This is a genomic window from Rhizobium sp. SJZ105 (assembly GCF_007828365.1).
Lineage (GTDB): Bacteria > Pseudomonadota > Alphaproteobacteria > Rhizobiales > Rhizobiaceae > Agrobacterium > Agrobacterium tumefaciens.
Window position 1 is genome coordinate 1 of record NZ_VIUP01000008.1, and the last position, 18,231, is coordinate 18,231.

The window sequence follows — 18,231 nt, forward strand, 5'->3', positions numbered from 1 at the left end:
GTGAAATAAGGAACGACAATAATGGGCAGCATTTCCCTTCAGAACGTGTCCAAGCTCTTCGGCGAGGCAAAAGTCATCCCGTCGATCGATCTCGATATCCATGACGGCGAGTTCGTCGTCTTCGTCGGCCCCTCCGGCTGCGGCAAGTCAACGCTGCTGCGCCTGATTGCCGGGCTGGAAGACGTCTCCGGCGGCAGAATAGTCATCGACGGCAACGATGCCACCGAAAAGGCCCCGGCCGAGCGCGGCCTTGCCATGGTGTTCCAGTCCTATGCGCTTTATCCGCATATGAGCGTCAGGAACAACATCGCCTTCCCGCTGAAGATGGCCAAGCTCGACAAGGCTGTCATCGACAAGAAGGTCGACGATGCCGCCCGTATCCTCAACCTCACCGATTATCTCGAACGCCGGCCCTCGCAACTGTCCGGCGGCCAGCGCCAGCGCGTCGCCATCGGCCGCGCCATCGTGCGCGAACCGAAGGCGTTCCTGTTTGACGAGCCGCTCTCCAACCTCGATGCGGCGCTGCGCGGCACCATGCGGCTGGAAATCTCCGAGCTGCACAACACGTTGAAGACGACGATGATCTACGTCACCCACGACCAGGTGGAAGCCATGACCATGGCCGACAAGATCGTGGTCCTCAACCGCGGCAATATCGAGCAGGTCGGCTCGCCGATGGAGCTTTACCGCTCGCCCGCCAACCTCTTCGTCGCCGGCTTCATCGGCTCGCCGCGCATGAACCTGGTGACCGGCGATTACGCCCGGCAAAAGGGTGCAACCACCGCCGGCGTGCGGCCCGAGCACCTGACGCTGTCGAAGGAAACCGGCCTGTGGCAGGGCAAGGTCACGGTTGCCGAACATCTCGGCTCCGACACCTTCCTCCACCTCGACGTCCCCGGCATCGGCCCCATCACCGCCAGAACCGACGGTGAATTCGAATGCAAACACGGCGATACCGTCTTCATCACACCAGATGATGCCAAAATCCACAGGTTCGATGACAAGGGCATCGCGATATGACGCGAAGACCGGAAGGCAAATCCGCGCTGCGTGCCGGGTACCTGTCATCCGGTCCTGGCACAAACAACGTTTCCCCTTCGAGGATCGTGACATGACATGCAAACTCTCCCTCGCCACGCTTGATGAAGCCAAAAAAACCGCGGCGATTCCGGCCTATTCCCGGGCCGATCTTTCCGCCGGAATCGTGCATTTCGGCGTCGGCAATTTCCACCGCGCCCATCAGGCGGTCTATCTGGACGACCTGTTCAATACCGGCGCGGACCACGACTTCGCCATCATTGGTGCGGGTGTACTGCCATCGGACGCGGTAATGCGCGAAAAACTTGCCGCACAGGATTTCCTGACCACTGTCGTGGAGCAGGACAATAATCGCACCGGTGCGCGCGTCACCGGGCCAATGATCGACATTCTGAAGGTTGGCGATACCCAAGGCATTATCGACACGCTCGCAGATCCGAAAATCCGAATTGTTTCGATGACGATTACCGAAGGCGGTTATTTCATCGATGCTTCCGGCTCCTTCAATCCGCAGCATCCCGCGATAGCCGAGGATGGCAGGAACCCGTCTTCCCCGAAAACCGTGTTCGGCCTTATCGTTGCCGGGCTGAAGGCGCGGCGCGACAAGGGGCTTCCACCCTTCACCGTCATGTCCTGCGACAACATTCCCCATAATGGCAAGGTCACCAAAAACGCGGTGGTCGGTCTCGCCGCTTTGTTCGATCCGGCCTTCGCCAACTGGATCGGCGACAACGTCGCTTTCCCCAATTCGATGGTCGACCGCATCACCCCCGCCACGGGAGAGCGCGAACGCAATATCGCCCGTGACGATTTCGGCATCGAGGACAATTGGCCGGTCTTCTGCGAAGAGTTCAAGCAATGGGTGATGGAGGATAATTTCCCGGCGGGCCGACCGGCGCTCGAAAAGGCGGGCGTTCAGTTCGTCAAGGATGTTGCGCCTTACGAGCACATGAAGATCCGCATCCTCAATGGCGGCCATGCGGCGATCGCCTATCCGGCAGCGCTGCTCGACATCCATTTCGTGCATGAGGCGATGGAGCATCCACTGATCCGGGCGTTTCTGGCAAAGCTCGAAAAGGAAGAGATCATCCCGGTCATTCCGCCCGTGCCCGATACCGATCTTGGCGAATATTTCGGCCTGATCGAACGGCGTTTCCTCAACCCGAAAATCGGCGATACCATTCCGCGCCTCGCGCAGGATGGCTCCAACCGCCAGCCGAAATTCATCCTGCCCTCCACCGCCGACCGTCTGGCGCGCGGTGAAGATATCGTCGGTCTGTCGCTGGTTTCAGCACTGTGGTGCCGTTATTTCTACGGCACCTCCGACAGCGGCAGGCAAATCACCTTCAACGACGCCAGCGCCGAGCGGCTACAGGCGGCAGCCACAAAGGCCAAGGACGACCCGATGGCCTTCCTTTCGCTTGACGATATCTTCGGCGAGGTTGCCGAATCGGAGCTTTTCCGTAAACGCTTCTCTCATGCATTGACGACACTGTGGCACGAAGGCACGGCGAAGACCTTGCAGCTTTATCTGGATGACAAGCTGGCTGAAAAGTGACGTGAGATGCGAGACGGGACCGGACCTCTTCTGATTTTCGACTGCGACGGCGTTCTGGTCGACAGCGAGCCGGTCTCCATCTCGGTTCTTCTCGACATGCTCTCCCATCTTGGCGTGGAGATGGGGGAGGAAGAGGCCTACAACCGCTTTCTCGGTCGCAGCGTTGCCAGCATGACGACGACTTTGTTTGAGGAATACGGTATCGAGACCGACATCGATTTTCTCGAACATATGCGCGCGACGCTGTTTGAGCGTTTCCGCACCGAGTTGCGTCCCATCGACGGCATTGCCGAAACGCTGGACAGGCTGGTGGCCTTCAAACGCTGCGTTGCCTCCTCAAGTCAACCGGAACGCATCCGTTACTCGCTGGGGCTGACCGGCCTCATCGATAAATTTGAGCCGCATGTTTTCAGCGCCACCATGGTGAAGAACGGCAAGCCGGCACCCGACCTTTTCCTGCATGCGGCGAGGCAGATGGGCACTGATCCGCGTCAGTGCATCGTGATCGAGGACAGCCCGGCGGGCATTGCGGCGGCGAAGGCAGCCGGAATGGCGGTTTTTGCCTTCACCGGCGGCTCGCATGCGCGGTTTCCGGCATTTCGCGAAAAGATCGCGGAGCTCGGGGCCAATGCCACGTTTGACGCCATGGAAGATTTGGTTCAACTTGTCGGCGATTATATGGGGAAGGGCGGTTTTGACAGCCAGGTGGAACGTGACGCAGGCTGAAGGAAACCATGCCTGCCACCGCCCGGAGGTCGTTACGCAAGGGATGGAACTGAAGTCTTGATGCGTCAAAATCTCGTCGCTGTCGATGTCGGAACGGCGAGCGCCCGCGCCGGGATTTTCGACCCGACCGGCAGGCTTCTCGCCCGCTCAACCCATCCCATCCTGATGCAAAGGCCGCAGGAAAACCACGCCGAACACGATTCCACCGATATATGGAACGCCGTCTGCCTTGCGGTGAGAGCAGCGCTTGCCGACGCGGGTGTGTTAGCGGACAGCATAGCGGCCATTGGTTTTGATGCTACCTGCTCGCTCGTTATCCGTGATGAGCGTGGGGAACCGGTTTCTGTCTCCGTCACGGGCAAAGACCGGTTCGACACCATCGTCTGGCTGGACCATCGGGCAATCGGCGAGGCCGACCGGCTGACGGCATCCGGCCACCGCGTGCTGGATTTCGCCGGTAAAAGCGTGTCACCGGAAATGCAGATGCCGAAGCTGATGTGGCTGAAGGCGAATTTGCCGGCAAGCTGGGCGCGCATGTCTTTCGCCTTCGATCTGGCGGATTTTCTGACATGGAAGGCAACCGGTTCCACCAAGCGTTCAAATTGCACGCAGACGGCGAAGTGGAATTTTCTGGCGCAGGAAAATCCCGGCTGGCAGGCGGATTATCTCAATCTTGCCGGGCTTGGCGATCTGAAACAGCGGGCAGGCCTGCCCGAAACGACGGTGATGCCGGGGACAGCCATCGGCCCGCTTTCGCCCGAGGCTGCCGCCGAACTCGGCCTTGACACCGGCTGTCAGGTGGCGGCGGGCATGATCGATGCTTACGCCGGCACGCTGGGTGCGCTTGGCGGATGCCTTTCCGATGATGTGGGTAAACATGTGGCGCTGATCGCCGGCACCTCCAGCTGCCTTGTTGCCATGTCCGAGCGGCAGATGCCAGGCCACAGCCTGTGGGGTCCCTATTGGCAGGCGGTGCTGCCCGGCCACTGGCTGGTGGAGGGCGGGCAATCTGCCACCGGCGCGCTGCTCGATCATATCGTGCGCATGCACGCGGCGGGCGGAGAGCCGGATACGGCGCTGCACGCCCGCATCGTTGCGCGGGTTACCGAATTGCGCGCGCTCGAGGGCGCGGCCTTTGCCGAACGGCTGCATATACTGCCGGATTTCCACGGCAACCGCTCACCGCTCGCCGATCCGCATGCGGTGGGCGTCATCAGCGGGCTGACGCTCGATACATCCTTCGACAGTCTCTGCCGGCTCTACTGGCGCACCGCCGTGGCGATTGCGCTTGGCGCGCGCCATGTGCTCGATGCGATGGAGCGTTTCGGTTATGCCATCGAAAGCCTGCACGTTACCGGCGGCCATGTGAAGAACCCGCTGTTGATGGAGCTTTACGCTGATGTGACTGGCAAGCGCATCGTCGTGCCTGCCACAGCCGACGCCGTTCTTCTCGGCACGGCGATGACGGCGGCAGCCGCCGGCGGTGTGCATGCGGGCCTTGCAGCGGCGGGTGCCGCCATGTATCCGGGCAATACGGAAATCCCAGGCAATCCGGCGCTCACACCGCTTTACGAGCGGGATTATCGCCGTTTTCTCGCCATGCACCGCCATCGCCAGGAGCTGGAAAGCCTCTGATCTTTGCCTACAACGGCAGGTAAGGTCGTGGCGGACGGGCGCGATCCGTTTCCTCCCGCCGATGGTCAGATGCCAAGCGAGCGTTTCAGGCCGGTCAGGTTTTTCATGCGTGCCGTACGCTGCTCGTCGGCTCCGGCAATCAGGCTGCAGAGGGTGAATTCCATCAGCGCAACGAGCTGCAGCAGGCCTTGTCCGCCGGTCTGGGTGTGCGGCATGGCAAGACAGATATCGGCGCTTTCCGGTCCCCATTCATAGAACCGGGTGGTGATCAACAGGGTTCTGTAGCCGCTCTTTCGCGCCGTCGCAGAAAGGCTCTGCAAGGGCGTGATGCTGCCGCCGCAATCCATGAGGATGAGAAGCGCTTCTGCGGGATCGAAGTCCCAAAGGGCGATATAGGCGGCGCTGTCGCTGCCGAGGAAGTGCACGCGTCTGCGATACTCCAGCAACCGCCCGTGAAAGTGCCTTCCTGTGCCAAGGCCTTCCGGTGACGTTGCCAGAAAAACATCTGCCGCCGAAGCGATCTCGCTCATGGCGACGCGCCATATCGGCTGGTCCGTCATTTCGAAAGCAGCCTGAATGGCCTGGATCTGTTGGGAAAGGAGTTGCGAAAACGGATTGGACTTCTGATCGCCGCTTTCAACAATAGCGGGCTGGTCCACGCCCGCGGTCTCTTCGGCGTGGCGCAGATCGATGCGAATATCGCTGAATTGCCTGTATCCGAGAGAGCGCAGAAAACGGCCAACCGTCATCGGACTGAGACTGAGCTTGGCAGCCAGCGTCTGCGCCGTCTCAAACGGCAATTCGTCCAGATGCTCGATCAGATATTTGGCGATCTTGCGCTCTGAAGGCGTACCGGCCTTCATGGCACGGGTCAGATTCAACAGTAGCTGTTCCACCAACGCCTCATTCTTTTATATTTATGAATGATGATGCATCCGCGCGCCCGGGCGAGCGTGCGAACCGCGACTTGTCGGTGGGGGCGAGCTTTTCCGGCCTTGTCCTCCACCGGACCGGAATGCGAATTCTAATAGATAGATTATTATATTTTAGAGACGTCTTTTATTCAAGGGAAATTCCATCAGCGGTTTAATTCCCAACAGCGACGTCTTCATTCCTGTCTTGCGGAGCGGATGGGCGGCGCCTATCTCTCCTGAACGCCAGTTTAAAACGCGAGAGGCGTCACAGGAGTTCCGAATGATTTTTAATGCGGCGAGGCTTGCCTTCAGCAATCTTTTTGCCACCGAGACCCGGTCGGTGTTCTGGAAGGTTCTGGGGCTGACGCTTCTGGTGCTGGCAGCGCTGTGGTTCGCCATCCGCTCTGTCTTCATCTATTTCGCCTTGCCGTGGGTGGATACGCTGATCCCCAGCGTGCCGGACTGGGCGGGATGGCTGACTTTCGTTTTCGCCATTTTCGCCGGAATCGGGCTGGCTTTGGCGTTGGCCTTGCTGATCTCGCCGGTCACTGCCGTTATTGCCGGATTGTTTCTCGACGATGTCGCCGAAGTCGTGGAGAAAAAGACCTATCCCGATGATCCACCGGGCAAGGCGATGCCCATCGGTGAGGCCGTGGTGTCATCGATCAAGTTCTTTGGCGTCGTCATTGCCGGCAACCTGATTGCGCTTTTGTTGCTGCTGGTGCCGGGCGTCAACCTCATCGCCTTTTTTCTGGTGAACGGTTATCTGCTGGGCCGGGAGTTCTTCGAATTTGCAGCCATGCGTTTCCGCTCGCCCGCTGACGCGCGGCTTTTCCGGCTGAAACACCGCACAACCGTGTTCATGGCCGGGCTGGTGATTGCAGCGTTCCTTGCAATCCCCTTCCTCAACCTTCTGACGCCGCTTTTTGCGGCTTCGATGATGGTGCATCTGCACAAGGCCGTCAGCCGGCGCGATCCGTCATTCGCCGCTGGTCGCACCGAACAATTGCGCGGGTAGTTCCACCAGCGGAGCTGGAATATCGAAGGTCTTTTCCGGTGACTTGCAGATATCGGCAATCACGCAGCGCTCGCATTCCGGTTTGCGCGCCTTGCAGCAATAACGCCCGTGCAGGATCAGCCAGTGATGGGCATGGAACAGATATTCTTCGGGAATAATGCGGACGAGCCGGTCTTCCACTTCATCCGGGGTTTTCCCCGGCGCAAGACAGAGCCGGTTGGCGATACGAAAAACATGGGTGTCCACGGCGAGTGTAGGCACACCGAAGGCCATCGACATCACCACATTGGCCGTCTTGCGGCCGACGCCGGGCAGGGTCACCAGCTCCTCGCGCGTCCTCGGCACCTCACCGCCGAAATTGTCGATCAGCATCTGTGACAAAGCGATAACGTTCTTGGCCTTGTTGCGGTAAAGCCCGATGGTCTTGATATGGCCGATCAACTCCTCCTCGCCAAGTGCCAGCATTTTTTGCGGCGTATCGGCTACCTTGAACAGCGCCCGCGTCGCCCGGTTTACGCCCACATCGGTCGCCTGCGCCGAAAGCGCCACGGCCACCAGCAGGGTAAAGGGGTTGGTATGTTCCAGCTCGCCTTTCGGCTCCGGCCGCTGAATGGAGAAACGGCGGAAGATCTCGTTCAACTCGTCCTTCGAATAGATCGTCTTCACACGCGCCGGTCTGCGGGCGGATGTCGCATTTGACTTTTTCAATGTTTGGGTGCTGGATCGTTTTTTGGCGACTGTCATGACCTATCTATAGCCAGCCCGCCCTGAGGAAATCAACGTGGATACGCTCAACGATCAGCCGATTTTTGCGGCGGAACTCGTTCCGCACCGTTCGCTCGGAAGAAGGGGTTTCCGGCTGCTTCTCGCCTTGTCCGGGCTTGCCTGCCTCCTCCATGGCGGCTTTTTCCTCACCACTGGCGCATGGCCCGTCGGCCTGTTCCTCGGGTTGGATTTTCTGCTGCTTTATGTCGCCTTCCGCGCCAATTACCGGGCAGCGAAGGCGCGGGAAGAGGTGAGCGTCTCGCGCACCAGCCTGTCTATCCGCAAATTCTCCCCGACTGGCCGCGTCGTCGAGCATCGTTTCAACCCCTTCTGGGCCCGCTTCAGGGTTCAGCGGCACGAGGAAATCGGCATCGTCTCCATGCATGTAACGGGTGAAGGCAAGGCAACGGATATCGGCTCGTTTCTCAATCCGGATGACCGGGAAAGCTTCGCCAAGGCTTTCGGCGGTGCGTTGGCGACGGTGCGGCGGATGTGAGCGGATAATTCCGCTTAAAACCCGTCAATCGGCTCGAGGCCGGTATCTCGGCAGAAACTGAGTACGGCGCAAGAAACGGGTGGAGACCGACGCGCTTTGATGGTTTTCTGTGAGGCGTTAGGAGACATGCGATGAACGCCAATATCATGCTGAATGAAGACATCACCCCCATCGGTTCGGATTACGATACGGTGCGCGGGGTTATCGAGCTTTTGACGCTGGATTATCGCGACCAGCCCTCCCTTGAAGCCATTGCCGCAAGGCTCGGCCAGTCGCCGACGCAATTGCAGAAGACCTTCACCCGCTGGGCCGGTCTTTCCCCCAAGGCGTTTTTGCAGGCCGTAACGCTCGATCATGCCAAAAGGCTGTTGCGCGAAGAGGATCTGCCGCTGCTGGAAACCTCGATCGAGGTCGGCATGTCTGGGCCCGGCCGCCTGCACGATCTGTTCGTCACCCACGAGGCCATGTCTCCAGGCGAATGGAAGGCCAAGGGCGGTGGGTTGACGATCCGGTACGGTTTCCATGTTTCACCCTTCGGTCTTGCATTGGTCATGGTGACCGATCGCGGCCTTGCCGGCTGCGCTTTCGCCGATCCCGGCGAGGAAAGAGCCTGTTTCGAGGACATGGCAGGTCGCTGGCCGAATGCGGATTATGTCGAGGATCGTGAAGCCACCGCGCCCTATGCCGCACGTATTTTCGAACCGACGCTGTGGTCGGCGGACCGGCCATTGCGGGTCGTGCTGCTCGGCACGGATTTTCAGGTGCGGGTATGGGAAAGCCTTCTGAAAATTCCCATGGGCCGCGCCGTTACCTATTCGCACATCGCCTGCGATATTGGCCAGCCAACTGCCTCCCGTGCGGTCGGTGCAGCTGTTGGCGCGAACCCGGTCTCCTTCGTCGTTCCTTGCCATCGCGCTGTGGGAAAAAGCGGGGCGCTCACGGGTTATCACTGGGGCCTTACCCGCAAACGGGCGATGTTGGGATGGGAAACGGGGAAGGTGTGAGGCAGCTCTCCCTCATCCCTGTGACAGGCGCAGAAATGAGGAACAGCCTGGGTCGCCTGTCGAGGCCTAAACCAGTTCCATCAACGCTCTTGCCGCCGCCTCGTCTGTAATCAGCGTATTGCACCCGATGCGCTTGATGGTGGCGCGGATGGCGATGGCGCGGTGGGCGCCGCCGGAGGCGAGCACGATGTGTTTGGCCTTGCGCAGCGTGTCTAGATCGATCGCCATGGCGCGCTCGTTGATCGGGTGATCGACGGAACGGCCTTCCGCGTCGATGAAGTTGAACATGGTGTCGCAGACGCAGCCGGCATCGATGAGTTCCTGAAGCGTTTCCTTCGAAATGAAACCTTCCGACAGCGAAGTGGAATGCGGGCCGATATCACCGCAGGATACGATGGCGAGGTCGAGCGTTTCGGCCAGATCATAAAGTGTGGCAAGTCCGCATTTCTCAATCAGCGCCCGTTTGGTCTCGACGGAGTCCACCAGCAGCGGTGCAAGGAACATGTAACATTCCGCCCCAAGCGCGCTTGCCAGCCGCCAGGTGTAATCAAGCGGGTTTGTCTGGTGCACGGCGACGATACCGCCGAGCAGCGAGACGACCTTGCAGTTTTCCCGGCGCGGCGGGCGAAAGCTGGATAGCGAGGCGGTCATGGTGCGGCCCCAGCCGACGCCGATGGTGGCGTCGTTCGGCACCGCTTCGGAGAGGAATTGCCCGAGCGCCAGGCCAACGGCCTTGGCCGTGCCTTCGGCATTCGCCTTGCCGGGGGATGGGCCGGGGGAGGGAATGATCACCGCCTCATCCAGCCCATAAGCTGCCTCCAGCCTGCCGGCCAGTTCGACGAAATCCTCGATGCCCTCGTTGATCCAGATCTGTACTTCGGAGCGTTTCATCGCCTCGTCCAGAAGGCGTATGACGGTGGAGCGGCTGATGCCGAGCTTCTCGGCGACATCTTTCTGCGTCAAACCCTGATTATAGTAGAGCCATGCGGCACGCAGCCTCAGCGAAGCCGCTTCCGAATAGGCCGTATGGGTTTCTCTTCTCAGTTTCGCCACGGTTTCTGTCACTCTCTTTATGGGGCGGAGTATCGCAGGCATGAAACTTATGTCAATTGCGATGCGCAAATGTCTTGACTTTCGACCTTGCCGCTTGCGATAGTCGGAGCCGGACAAAACCGTGATTTCGGCCTTGGGCGCACCATGGTGCGGGAACGAAAAGACGGCTGTGCAAGTTTACAAGAGATCATGAAGGATCATTCGCCATGACGTCCAAACTCGAACAACTTCGCGCTATCACCACGGTCGTTGCCGATACCGGCGACATCGAGGCGGTTGCGCGCCTGAAGCCGGTGGATTGCACCACCAACCCCACCATCGTTCTGAAGGCGCTCGGCACCCCCGCATTCGCGGATGCGGTGAAGGAAGCCGTTGCCTGGGGCAAGAAACAGGGCGGCCAGTCTGACGCTGTCGTTGCGGCCGTTGCCGACCGTCTTGCCATTTCCGTCGGTGCGGCCCTTGCAGGTCTGGTTCCCGGCCGCGTATCGACGGAAGTCGATGCCGACCTGTCCTTCGACACACAGGCCTCCATCACCAAGGCACGCCACATCATCGCCTCCTACAAGGAGCGCGGTATCGAGCGTGAACGCATCCTCATCAAGCTGGCTTCCACATGGGAAGGCATCAAGGCTGCGGAAGTGCTGCAGTCCGAGGGCATCGACTGCAACCTGACGCTGCTGTTCTCGCAGGCACAGGCCATCGCCTGCGCGGAAGCGAAAGCTTTCCTCATCTCGCCCTTCGTCGGCCGCATCCTCGACTGGTACAAGAAGTCGACCGGCGAGACCTACACTGCCGAGACCGATCCGGGCGTCGTTTCGGTGCGCAGCATCTACAATTATTACAAGGCCAATGGCATCGGCACCGTCGTCATGGGCGCATCGTTCCGTAATGTCGGCGAGATCGAAGCGCTTGCCGGTTGCGACCGCCTGACGATCAGCCCGGCGCTGCTGGAAGAACTGGACAAGGACACCGGCACGCTTGAGCGCAAGCTTTCGCCCGACAATGTGAAGGCCGAGCCGCTGCAGTCGCTCGATGAAAAGGCGTTCCGCTGGGCAATGAACGAAGACGCGATGGCAACCGAGAAGCTCTCGGAAGGCATCCGCCTGTTCGCCAAGGATCTGGTAACGCTGCGCGAAATGGTCCGCAAGGAACTGACGCTGGCTGCCGCCTGATAACAAAAAGGGGAACCATCCCGGTCCCCTTTGCGTTTAAGATACAGAAATCTCCAGTCACTTTAAACGCGATCGGTCCCTGCCGGTCGCGTTTTTTTGTGCGTCTCAGATGGTTCCCTGACCCGTCGCCACTTCGGAAATGCGCCTTGCCGCATCGCGGATCAGTACCTCGCAGGCCTCGCGCGTCGGGGCCTTGCCGCCAAGCGGGGTGATATAGGGGCAGGTGATGACGGCAAGTGCGGTACCATCAAGTGTCAGCACGGGGGCGGAAATATTGCGCACGCCTGCGGTCTGCATGCTGTCCATGGATTCGAAACCATTCCTGCGAACTTCCGCCAGCCGCTCCTCAAGGTCTGAAGGCTCGGTTTCCCCGCCACCGCGCACCTGCTCGGTGATCATGATCTTGCGCTGTACCTCGTTCTGGAAGGCCAGCAGCACATGGCCGGAACCGGTCTGGAAGAGGCTCATCTGCGCGCCCACCCGCATGGACATCGCCCAATAGGTGGAGGACTCCTGTTGGGCGATGACGACAACACTGCCGCGGTCGTAAACGGCCAGATGACAGGCCTGCTCGGCGCTTGCGGAAAAATCGCGCATCACCGGGGCTGCGAAAGAGACCAGCCGGCGCACCGGCGCGTGAAAATGTGCGAGCCCGAACATTTTCAGCGTCAGCGAAAACCGGTCACCCTCCAGCCGCTGTACGTAACCACGGCGCACCAGGCGGTCCAGCATGCGATAAAGCTCGTTCGGGGTTTTGCCTATGGCCTTGGCAATCTCGATCTGCGTCAGCCCGCCATCCGTGCGGGCGAGAAGCTCGAGAATGTCCAGACCCTTGTCGAGGGCGGGGGCGCGATATCTTTCGCTGTCGTCTTCGGTCATCTTGCCTCGGTGGCGTTTTGCAGGATTGCCTGGCGGGAAATGCACTTTTTAAATACCGTTGCCGCACGCTGCCCTTTTGCGCAAGCCTGCTTGACGTTACATGAATACCGCGTTTACATATGAATTGTCGATCCATATTTGAGATCAATGAAATTCACTGGCGAAATTCAGCGGCTCGGCCCCAGCGGGCGGGTGCGCCGTAGCGGGAGGCTATTCATGGTGCAGGATTTTAACGGGCGGACAGTGGTGATCACCGCAGCCGGCCAGGGTATCGGCCGTGCGACGGCGGAGCGATTCATATCGCTCGGCGCGCGCGTCATCGCCACTGATATCAACGAGCAGGCGCTCTCGACCCTGAAAGGTGCGGAAACGCGGGTTCTGAACGTGCTGGATGGCGATGGTGTGAAGGCTTTTGCTGCCGATATCGGCCATGCGGATGTTCTGTTCAACTGCGCCGGTTTCGTTCATTCCGGCACCATTCTCGATTGCGAGGAAAAGGACTGGGATTTCTCCTTCGACCTCAATGCCAAGGCCATGTACCGCACCTGCCGCGCCTTTCTGCCAGGCATGCTGGAAAAGGGTAAGGGCGCAATCGTCAACATGTCCTCCGTCGCATCCAGCGTGAAGGGCGTGCCGAACCGTTTCGCCTACACCGCCTCCAAGGCGGCGGTTGTCGGTCTGACCAAGGCAATTGCTGCTGATTTCGTCACCAAGGGTATTCGCTGCAACGCCATTTGCCCAGGCACAGTGGATAGCCCGTCCTTGCACGACCGCCTGCGCGCCACCGGCAATTACGAACAGGCCCTGGCCGACTTCATTGCCCGCCAGCCTATGGGCCGCATTGCCACGCCGGAAGAAATCGCCGCACTCGTCACCTATCTCGCTTCTGATGAGGCAGGTTTCACCACTGGCCAGATCCATGTGATCGACGGTGGCTGGACAGGCTGATAATTCTATACGGGAGAGAGGAGAAGGCGACCGGCCCAAAAGCCGGTCGCCTTTTTTATTACGCCACCACGCTTCCAGCGATCAGTGCAAGCACGAGGAAGACCAGGAAGATCACGACGGCGATGAAGAACAGGATACGGGCAATGCCCGACGCCGCTGCCGAAATGCCGGTAAAGCCGAATACGCCCGCGATCAACGAAATAACAAAGAAAATAAGAGCCCATTTCAGCATGGAGCTTCCCCTTTCGCTTAATTTTCATGAGTTTGCCGCTTGAGGGCAAGCTCATGAAAATGACGCGCAAAAGGCGAAAATGTTCCACGCGCCCGCAAAAATCGTTCTTTTACACTACCGTTTCATTGGCGGCGTCGATCCGGCGGGCCTTGAGGCTGGTGCGAATGAATGTCGCGACGAATGCCAGGCTCATGAACAGTACAATGGTCGGGGCCGGCGCGCTGTCGATCAGGAAGCTTAGCCATATTCCTGCAAGCGAAGAGAGAACCGCAACCGAGATGGCGACCAGGAGCATGGCGGAAAAGCGCCGCGCCAGCAGGAAGGCGATGGCGCCGGGGGTGACCAGCATTGCGACGGAGAGGATGATACCCACAGCCTTCAGCGCGCCGACCACGGCAAGCGACAAAACCATCAGCAGACCGTAATGCAGGATGCGAACGGGCAGGCCGATTGCCTTGGCATGCTGCGGATCGAAGGCATTGACCAGCAGGTCTTTGCGCAGCACCCCGAGAAACAGGGTGGCAAAAAGCGCGATCAGCCCGGTCTCCAGCATGTCTGAAGGCGCAATGCCCAGCATGTCGCCGAAGAGGATGTGATCCAGATGCATGTCGCTCTGCACCTTCACGTAAAGCACCAGCCCCAGCCCGAACATGCCGGAAAAGACGATGCCGAGCACAGTGTCTTCTTTGATGCGGCTGTTTTCCTTGATGAAACCGGTTCCGAGAGCGCAGATCATACCGGCGGTGAAGGCGCCGATGGAAAGGGGAATTCCGGCAATGTAGGCAATCACCACGCCGGGCAGCACGGCGTGCGAAACTGCGTCCCCCATCAGCGACCAGCCCTTCAGCACCAGAAAACACGAGAGCATGGCCATCGGCACGGCAATCATCAGGGTGATGATGAAGGCATATTGCATGAAGGGCAGCTGAAACGGCAGTATGGCGAGTTCGAGATATTCGCTCATTGCGCTTCTCCCAGTGCCTTGCGGGCTTTGGCGCGCGAAGCGAGCAGCCCGTGTTTGGGTGCAAACACGAAAGCGGAAAGGAAGATCGCTGTTTGCAGTACGACGATAACGCCGCCGGTGGCGCCGTCGAGGAAGTAGCTGAGATAAGCGCCGACGAAGCTGGTGGTCGCGCCGATCACGAGGCTCATCAGGATCAACCGCTCGAAACGGTCGGTCAGAAGATAGGCAGTCGCGCCTGGGGTCACCACCATGGCAACGACAAGGAAGGCGCCGACGGTTTGAAGGGCTGCAACCGTGGAGGCGGCAAGCAGGGTGAAGAAGATCACTTTCAGCACTTCCGGTTTCAGCCCTACTGTGCGCGCATGGTTCTCATCGAAGAACACAACCATGAAGTCGCGCCATTTCAGCGCCAGTACGATGAGGCTGATGCCGCCGATCAGGGCAAGCTGTATCGTGTCTTCGGTGGTAATTGCCAGAATATTGCCAAGCACGATGGTCTGGATATTGATCGAGGTGGGCGACAGCGACACCATGAACAGCCCCAGCCCGAAGAACGAGGTGAAGATCAGGCCGATGATTGCGTCTTCCTTGAGCCGGGTTTTCTGATTTAGGAACAGCATCGAGCCAGCCGCAAGCCCGCCGGAAAGAAAGGCGCCGAGCGAAAAGGGCAGCCCCAGCATATAAGCGCCCGCAACGCCGGGAACGATGGCGTGCGAGAGCGCGTCGCCGATCAGCGACCAGCCCTTTAGCATAAGATAAGCGGAAAGAAAGCCGCAGACGCCGCCCACAAGTGCGCTGACCCAGATGGCGTTCAGCATGTAGCCATAGGTGAAAGGCTCAAGAAGGCTGTTTATCATCGGCTTTTTCCTTCGGAGCCTGCGGATTTTGTCCGTTCTGGCCGTTCTTTCCGTAGATTACGAAAGGCCGCTCATCGTCGGTAATCACCTTCACCCGGCGCGGATCGGCATCATCATGCAGTTCGGCCCCGCCGAGAACGAAGTGGCGCAAGCTGCCGCCAAAGGCTTTTTGCAGGTTCTCTTCGTTAAACGTGTCCGCTGTTTTGCCCGACGCGAGAACAGTACCCTTGACGAAGACGGCGCGATCGCAGAATTCCGGTACGCTACCGAGATTATGGGTGGAAACCAGCATGACGCGGCCCTCGTCACGCAGTGCCTTCAACAGCGCGACGATCTGTTCTTCCGTCGTCACGTCGACGCCGGTGAAGGGTTCATCCAGCAGGATAACCTGACCTTCCTGCGCCAGCGCGCGGGCCAGAAACACCCGCTTCTTCTGCCCGCCGGAAAGCTCGCCGATCTGCCGCTTGCGATAATCAAGCATATTGACGCGCGTCAGCGCTCTCTCGACCATCTCGTGATCGTGTTTCGACGGAATACGGAAGAAGTTCATGTGGCCGTAACGGCCCATCATCACCACATCCTCAACCAGTACGGGAAAACTCCAGTCCACCTCTTCAGCTTGCGGCACATAGGCGACGAGGTTTTTTCTGAGTGCATCCTTCACGGGTAGGTCGAAAATAGAGACAGAACCGGTGGCCAGCGGCACAAAACCCATGATTGCCTTGAAAATCGTGGACTTGCCGGCGCCGTTGACGCCGACAAGTGCAGTGATCGTACCGCGTGGAATGGAAAAGCTGGCATTTCTTAATGCGGTGTGGCCGTTGCGATAGGTCACTGTCGCATTTTGAACCGTCAGGCCGCCGCCGCTTTTTTTGCTGCCCATTCTCATGAAGACAGTCCTTTGGCGATGGTGCTGCTCGTCACGCGCAGCAGGTCGAGATAGGTCGGAACAGGGCCGTCGGCCTCGCTCAGCGAATCCACGTAGAGTATGCCGCCATAGGCAGCTCCGGTTTCCTTGGCCACCTGCCGGGCGGGATCGGCGGAAACCGTGCTTTCGCTGAAGATGACCTGAATATTATGTTCGCGCATGGCGTCGATCACGCCGCGCACCTGTTGCGGCGTACCCTGGCTGTCGGCATTGACCGGCCACAGGAACAGTTCCTTCAGCCCGAAATCCCGGGCGAGATAAGAGAACGCCCCTTCGCTCGTTACCAACCAGCGCTTGTTCTCAGGAAGCGCGGAAAGCTCATCGCGGATGGGCTGCACGGTGGCACGGATCTTGTCGGAATAGGCCTTGGCATTGGCGGCGTAAATCTCGGCGTGGGCGGGATCTATTCCAGCGAGTCCCTTGCGGATATTTTCCACATAGATCAAGGCGTTATCGGGTGACATCCAGGCATGCGGGTTCGGTTTCCCCTGATACGCCCCGCCATTTATCGCCATCGGTTCGATGCCGTCGCTGACAGTCACATCAGGCACGCCTGAAAGATTGGCCAGAAACTTCTCGAACCACAATTCCAGATTGAGGCCGTTGCGCAGCACCAGATCGGCCTTGCGGGCCTTGAGAATGTCGCGAGGCGTCGGCTGGTAGTTGTGAATTTCAGCGCCTGGCTTGGTGATGCTCTCCACCTCTGCCGCATCGCCCGCCACATTGCGCGCCATATCGGCAATGATCGTGAAGGTGGTCACCACCTTCGGTTTTTCCTGCGCGACAGCCGCAGCAGGCAGGAAAAGCGAAAAAGCAAAAAGGGCATGGCGGATTTTATGGAGATTCACGTCTGTCACCGATTTTTGTTGCGATCAACTCGCAACACCATCTGTCATGGAATCACACTTGTCAACGCTATTGCAAATCATTCGCAATTTAGCGGATTTCAAAAATGTCTGAAAATGGTGCGCTTTTGCCCGCACGGCGCCGGGGGGATTAAACTTTTTTCAATGAGAAAGCGGCACTATCGCAAGGCTCGGACAACGAGGTCCCGAGCTTATCCCGCGTGTGTTCCTCATCCTTCGAGCCACGTTCCGGGGTGAGGGCGATAGGCGGGGTACTGAATGTCAGGATTTTGCGCGTGAAGGCTGTATTCGGACGAATGCGGTTTTCGCGCAAACTCGTTATGATCGGAGGCGGGATCCTGCTTTTGGCGGGTGCGACCGGTTCTGCTGCCGTGTTTATCGGCAGCGAGCGGCTGCTCGGGTCCACCTATGCCTCCGCCAACGGGCTTTCCTGCGACGCAGTCCAGACAGTCAACATCCGCAAGAACGGTTCCCTGTGGGTCCGCAAATTCATTCGTACTGACGGCGGCAACGGCACGGACCGGTTGAAAACGGCGCTGCGTGTCGCCAGGGCAGTTTACGACAAACAAAAGCCCGATCTGGTCCAGGTTTCCGTGCTGGATAAAAATGGCCCGCAATTGCGCTCGGAAATGCGCGGCCGCGCCATCGCGGCCCAGGTGGTCTTCATTGCCGATCCGGCGAAAATTCCCGAAGGCGCCGATGCCCAGCGTTATTCCGCCTTTTATTACGATGGTGCATCAAACGGCAGCGGCCAGTTTTACGGGCTGCGCATCGATCTGCCGCTGGAAGATGCCGAAGCAATGGCCGCAAGCCTGAGCGATGCCGCCGACTGCGCAACCCCCGCTTCGGACGCCGCACCCGAAGGGCATGGCGGAAAAGCCGCAAAAGGCGCCGGCGGACACGGCGAAGCCGAGGGCGAAGGCGGCGGCGGCCACGACGCTGCACCGGCACAAACGCATGAGGGCGGACCCGGTGCGGAAGCCCACGGCGAACCCGTAGCCGACGAAGAACTTCTGACCTCGACCCCGGAAGCCGATGGCGGCAGCATCTTCAGCATCAGCTATCTGAAATCACTGATCTTCGGAAAAGGCACAACGACCGCGCAGGCCGCGGAAGAGAAGCTGGCCGAGAGCGCGCCTGCGGAAGAGCCGGCTGCGGGGAAGACGGGGCATTAGGAG

19 protein-coding genes are annotated in these 18,231 nt (G+C 59.4%); 10 read left to right on the forward strand and 9 right to left on the reverse strand.

The annotated features are described in order from the left end of the window. The first annotated feature begins 21 nt into the window (after positions 1–21). The 4 genes from FB593_RS20285 (at position 22) to FB593_RS20300 (ending at position 4,957) form a co-directional block, all read left to right on the forward strand. Entirely contained in the window at positions 22–1,020 is a 999-nt protein-coding gene (locus FB593_RS20285) for an ABC transporter ATP-binding protein (RefSeq protein WP_013761442.1), read from the forward strand. Between the two features lie 91 nt (positions 1,021–1,111). Continuing rightward, positions 1,112–2,596 (forward strand): mannitol dehydrogenase family protein, encoded by a 1,485-nt coding sequence (locus FB593_RS20290; protein WP_145166867.1) that lies wholly within the window; start codon positions 1,112–1,114, stop codon positions 2,594–2,596. A gap of 6 nt (positions 2,597–2,602) precedes the next feature. After that, positions 2,603–3,322 (forward strand): HAD family hydrolase, encoded by a 720-nt coding sequence (locus FB593_RS20295; RefSeq protein ID WP_003516170.1) that lies wholly within the window; start codon positions 2,603–2,605, stop codon positions 3,320–3,322. Between the two features lie 60 nt (positions 3,323–3,382). Continuing rightward, positions 3,383–4,957, forward strand: a complete 1,575-nt coding sequence (locus FB593_RS20300) for an FGGY-family carbohydrate kinase (protein WP_035200171.1) — start codon at positions 3,383–3,385, stop codon at positions 4,955–4,957. A 65-nt stretch (positions 4,958–5,022) separates the two neighbouring features. On the opposite strand, the gene FB593_RS20305 is transcribed toward FB593_RS20300, so the two are convergent. Next, positions 5,023–5,856 (reverse strand): MurR/RpiR family transcriptional regulator, encoded by an 834-nt coding sequence (locus tag FB593_RS20305; RefSeq protein ID WP_025595058.1) that lies wholly within the window; start codon positions 5,854–5,856, stop codon positions 5,023–5,025. Positions 5,857–6,151: 295 nt separating this feature from the next. Here FB593_RS20305 and FB593_RS20310 point away from each other — a divergent pair, with 295 nt between their 5' ends. After that, a complete protein-coding gene (locus FB593_RS20310) occupies positions 6,152–6,889 on the forward strand; it encodes a sulfate transporter family protein (protein WP_003516176.1) in 738 nt (245 codons plus the stop codon). On the opposite strand, the gene nth is transcribed toward FB593_RS20310, so the two are convergent. Further along, the gene (nth, locus tag FB593_RS20315; protein ID WP_035200173.1) at positions 6,851–7,633 is read right to left on the reverse strand and encodes an endonuclease III; all 783 of its coding nucleotides are present in this window, start codon (positions 7,631–7,633) and stop codon (positions 6,851–6,853) included. The genes FB593_RS20310 and nth overlap by 39 nt on opposite strands. A 37-nt stretch (positions 7,634–7,670) precedes the next feature. On the opposite strand from nth, the gene FB593_RS20320 reads away from it, so the two are divergent. Together FB593_RS20320 and FB593_RS20325 are read left to right on the forward strand one after the other, a co-directional pair. Then, positions 7,671–8,150, forward strand: a complete 480-nt coding sequence (locus tag FB593_RS20320; RefSeq protein WP_003516181.1) for a DUF2244 domain-containing protein — start codon at positions 7,671–7,673, stop codon at positions 8,148–8,150. A gap of 131 nt (positions 8,151–8,281) precedes the next feature. Continuing rightward, positions 8,282–9,154 carry a methylated-DNA--[protein]-cysteine S-methyltransferase gene (locus tag FB593_RS20325; RefSeq protein ID WP_003516183.1) on the forward strand — a complete coding sequence of 291 codons (873 nt, stop codon included), beginning with the start codon at positions 8,282–8,284 and terminating at the stop codon, positions 9,152–9,154. 66 nt (positions 9,155–9,220) lie between these two features. On the opposite strand, the gene FB593_RS20330 is transcribed toward FB593_RS20325, so the two are convergent. After that, positions 9,221–10,207 (reverse strand): sugar-binding transcriptional regulator, encoded by a 987-nt coding sequence (locus FB593_RS20330; RefSeq protein ID WP_003516185.1) that lies wholly within the window; start codon positions 10,205–10,207, stop codon positions 9,221–9,223. 206 nt (positions 10,208–10,413) lie between these two features. Between FB593_RS20330 and tal the strand changes: the two genes are divergently transcribed. Further along, positions 10,414–11,379, forward strand: a complete 966-nt coding sequence (gene tal / locus FB593_RS20335) for a transaldolase (RefSeq protein WP_013762313.1) — start codon at positions 10,414–10,416, stop codon at positions 11,377–11,379. Positions 11,380–11,484: 105 nt separating this feature from the next. Here the strand turns inward: tal and FB593_RS20340 are convergent, their stop codons facing one another. Continuing rightward, positions 11,485–12,258, reverse strand: coding sequence for an IclR family transcriptional regulator (locus tag FB593_RS20340; protein WP_003516189.1), 774 nt, complete (start codon positions 12,256–12,258; stop codon positions 11,485–11,487). A gap of 216 nt (positions 12,259–12,474) precedes the next feature. Between FB593_RS20340 and FB593_RS20345 the strand changes: the two genes are divergently transcribed. Then, positions 12,475–13,206 (forward strand): SDR family oxidoreductase, encoded by a 732-nt coding sequence (locus tag FB593_RS20345; RefSeq protein ID WP_013762314.1) that lies wholly within the window; start codon positions 12,475–12,477, stop codon positions 13,204–13,206. A gap of 58 nt (positions 13,207–13,264) precedes the next feature. Here FB593_RS20345 and FB593_RS20350 read toward each other — a convergent pair whose 3' ends face one another. The 5 genes from FB593_RS20350 to FB593_RS20370 all read right to left on the reverse strand — a co-directional run bounded on the left by FB593_RS20350 (position 13,265) and on the right by FB593_RS20370 (position 17,035). Then, positions 13,265–13,438 (reverse strand): DUF1328 domain-containing protein, encoded by a 174-nt coding sequence (locus FB593_RS20350; protein WP_003516193.1) that lies wholly within the window; start codon positions 13,436–13,438, stop codon positions 13,265–13,267. A 109-nt stretch (positions 13,439–13,547) separates the two neighbouring features. Continuing rightward, positions 13,548–14,402 carry a metal ABC transporter permease gene (locus tag FB593_RS20355; protein ID WP_019566953.1) on the reverse strand — a complete coding sequence of 285 codons (855 nt, stop codon included), beginning with the start codon at positions 14,400–14,402 and terminating at the stop codon, positions 13,548–13,550. Next, entirely contained in the window at positions 14,399–15,259 is an 861-nt protein-coding gene (locus tag FB593_RS20360; RefSeq protein ID WP_003516197.1) for a metal ABC transporter permease, read from the reverse strand. Before FB593_RS20360 ends, FB593_RS20355 begins: the two co-directional genes overlap by 4 nt. After that, positions 15,240–16,148 carry a manganese/iron ABC transporter ATP-binding protein gene (locus FB593_RS20365; RefSeq protein ID WP_186447943.1) on the reverse strand — a complete coding sequence of 303 codons (909 nt, stop codon included), beginning with the start codon at positions 16,146–16,148 and terminating at the stop codon, positions 15,240–15,242. The genes FB593_RS20360 and FB593_RS20365 overlap by 20 nt, the downstream gene beginning before the upstream one ends. Further along, complete coding sequence (locus tag FB593_RS20370; RefSeq protein ID WP_013762318.1) at positions 16,145–17,035, reverse strand: metal ABC transporter substrate-binding protein; 891 nt, start codon at positions 17,033–17,035, stop codon at positions 16,145–16,147. The genes FB593_RS20365 and FB593_RS20370 overlap by 4 nt, the downstream gene beginning before the upstream one ends. Before the next feature lie 314 nt (positions 17,036–17,349). Here FB593_RS20370 and FB593_RS20375 point away from each other — a divergent pair, with 314 nt between their 5' ends. Further along, positions 17,350–18,228 (forward strand): hypothetical protein, encoded by an 879-nt coding sequence (locus tag FB593_RS20375; RefSeq protein WP_035200179.1) that lies wholly within the window; start codon positions 17,350–17,352, stop codon positions 18,226–18,228. Positions 18,229–18,231 lie beyond the last annotated feature (3 nt).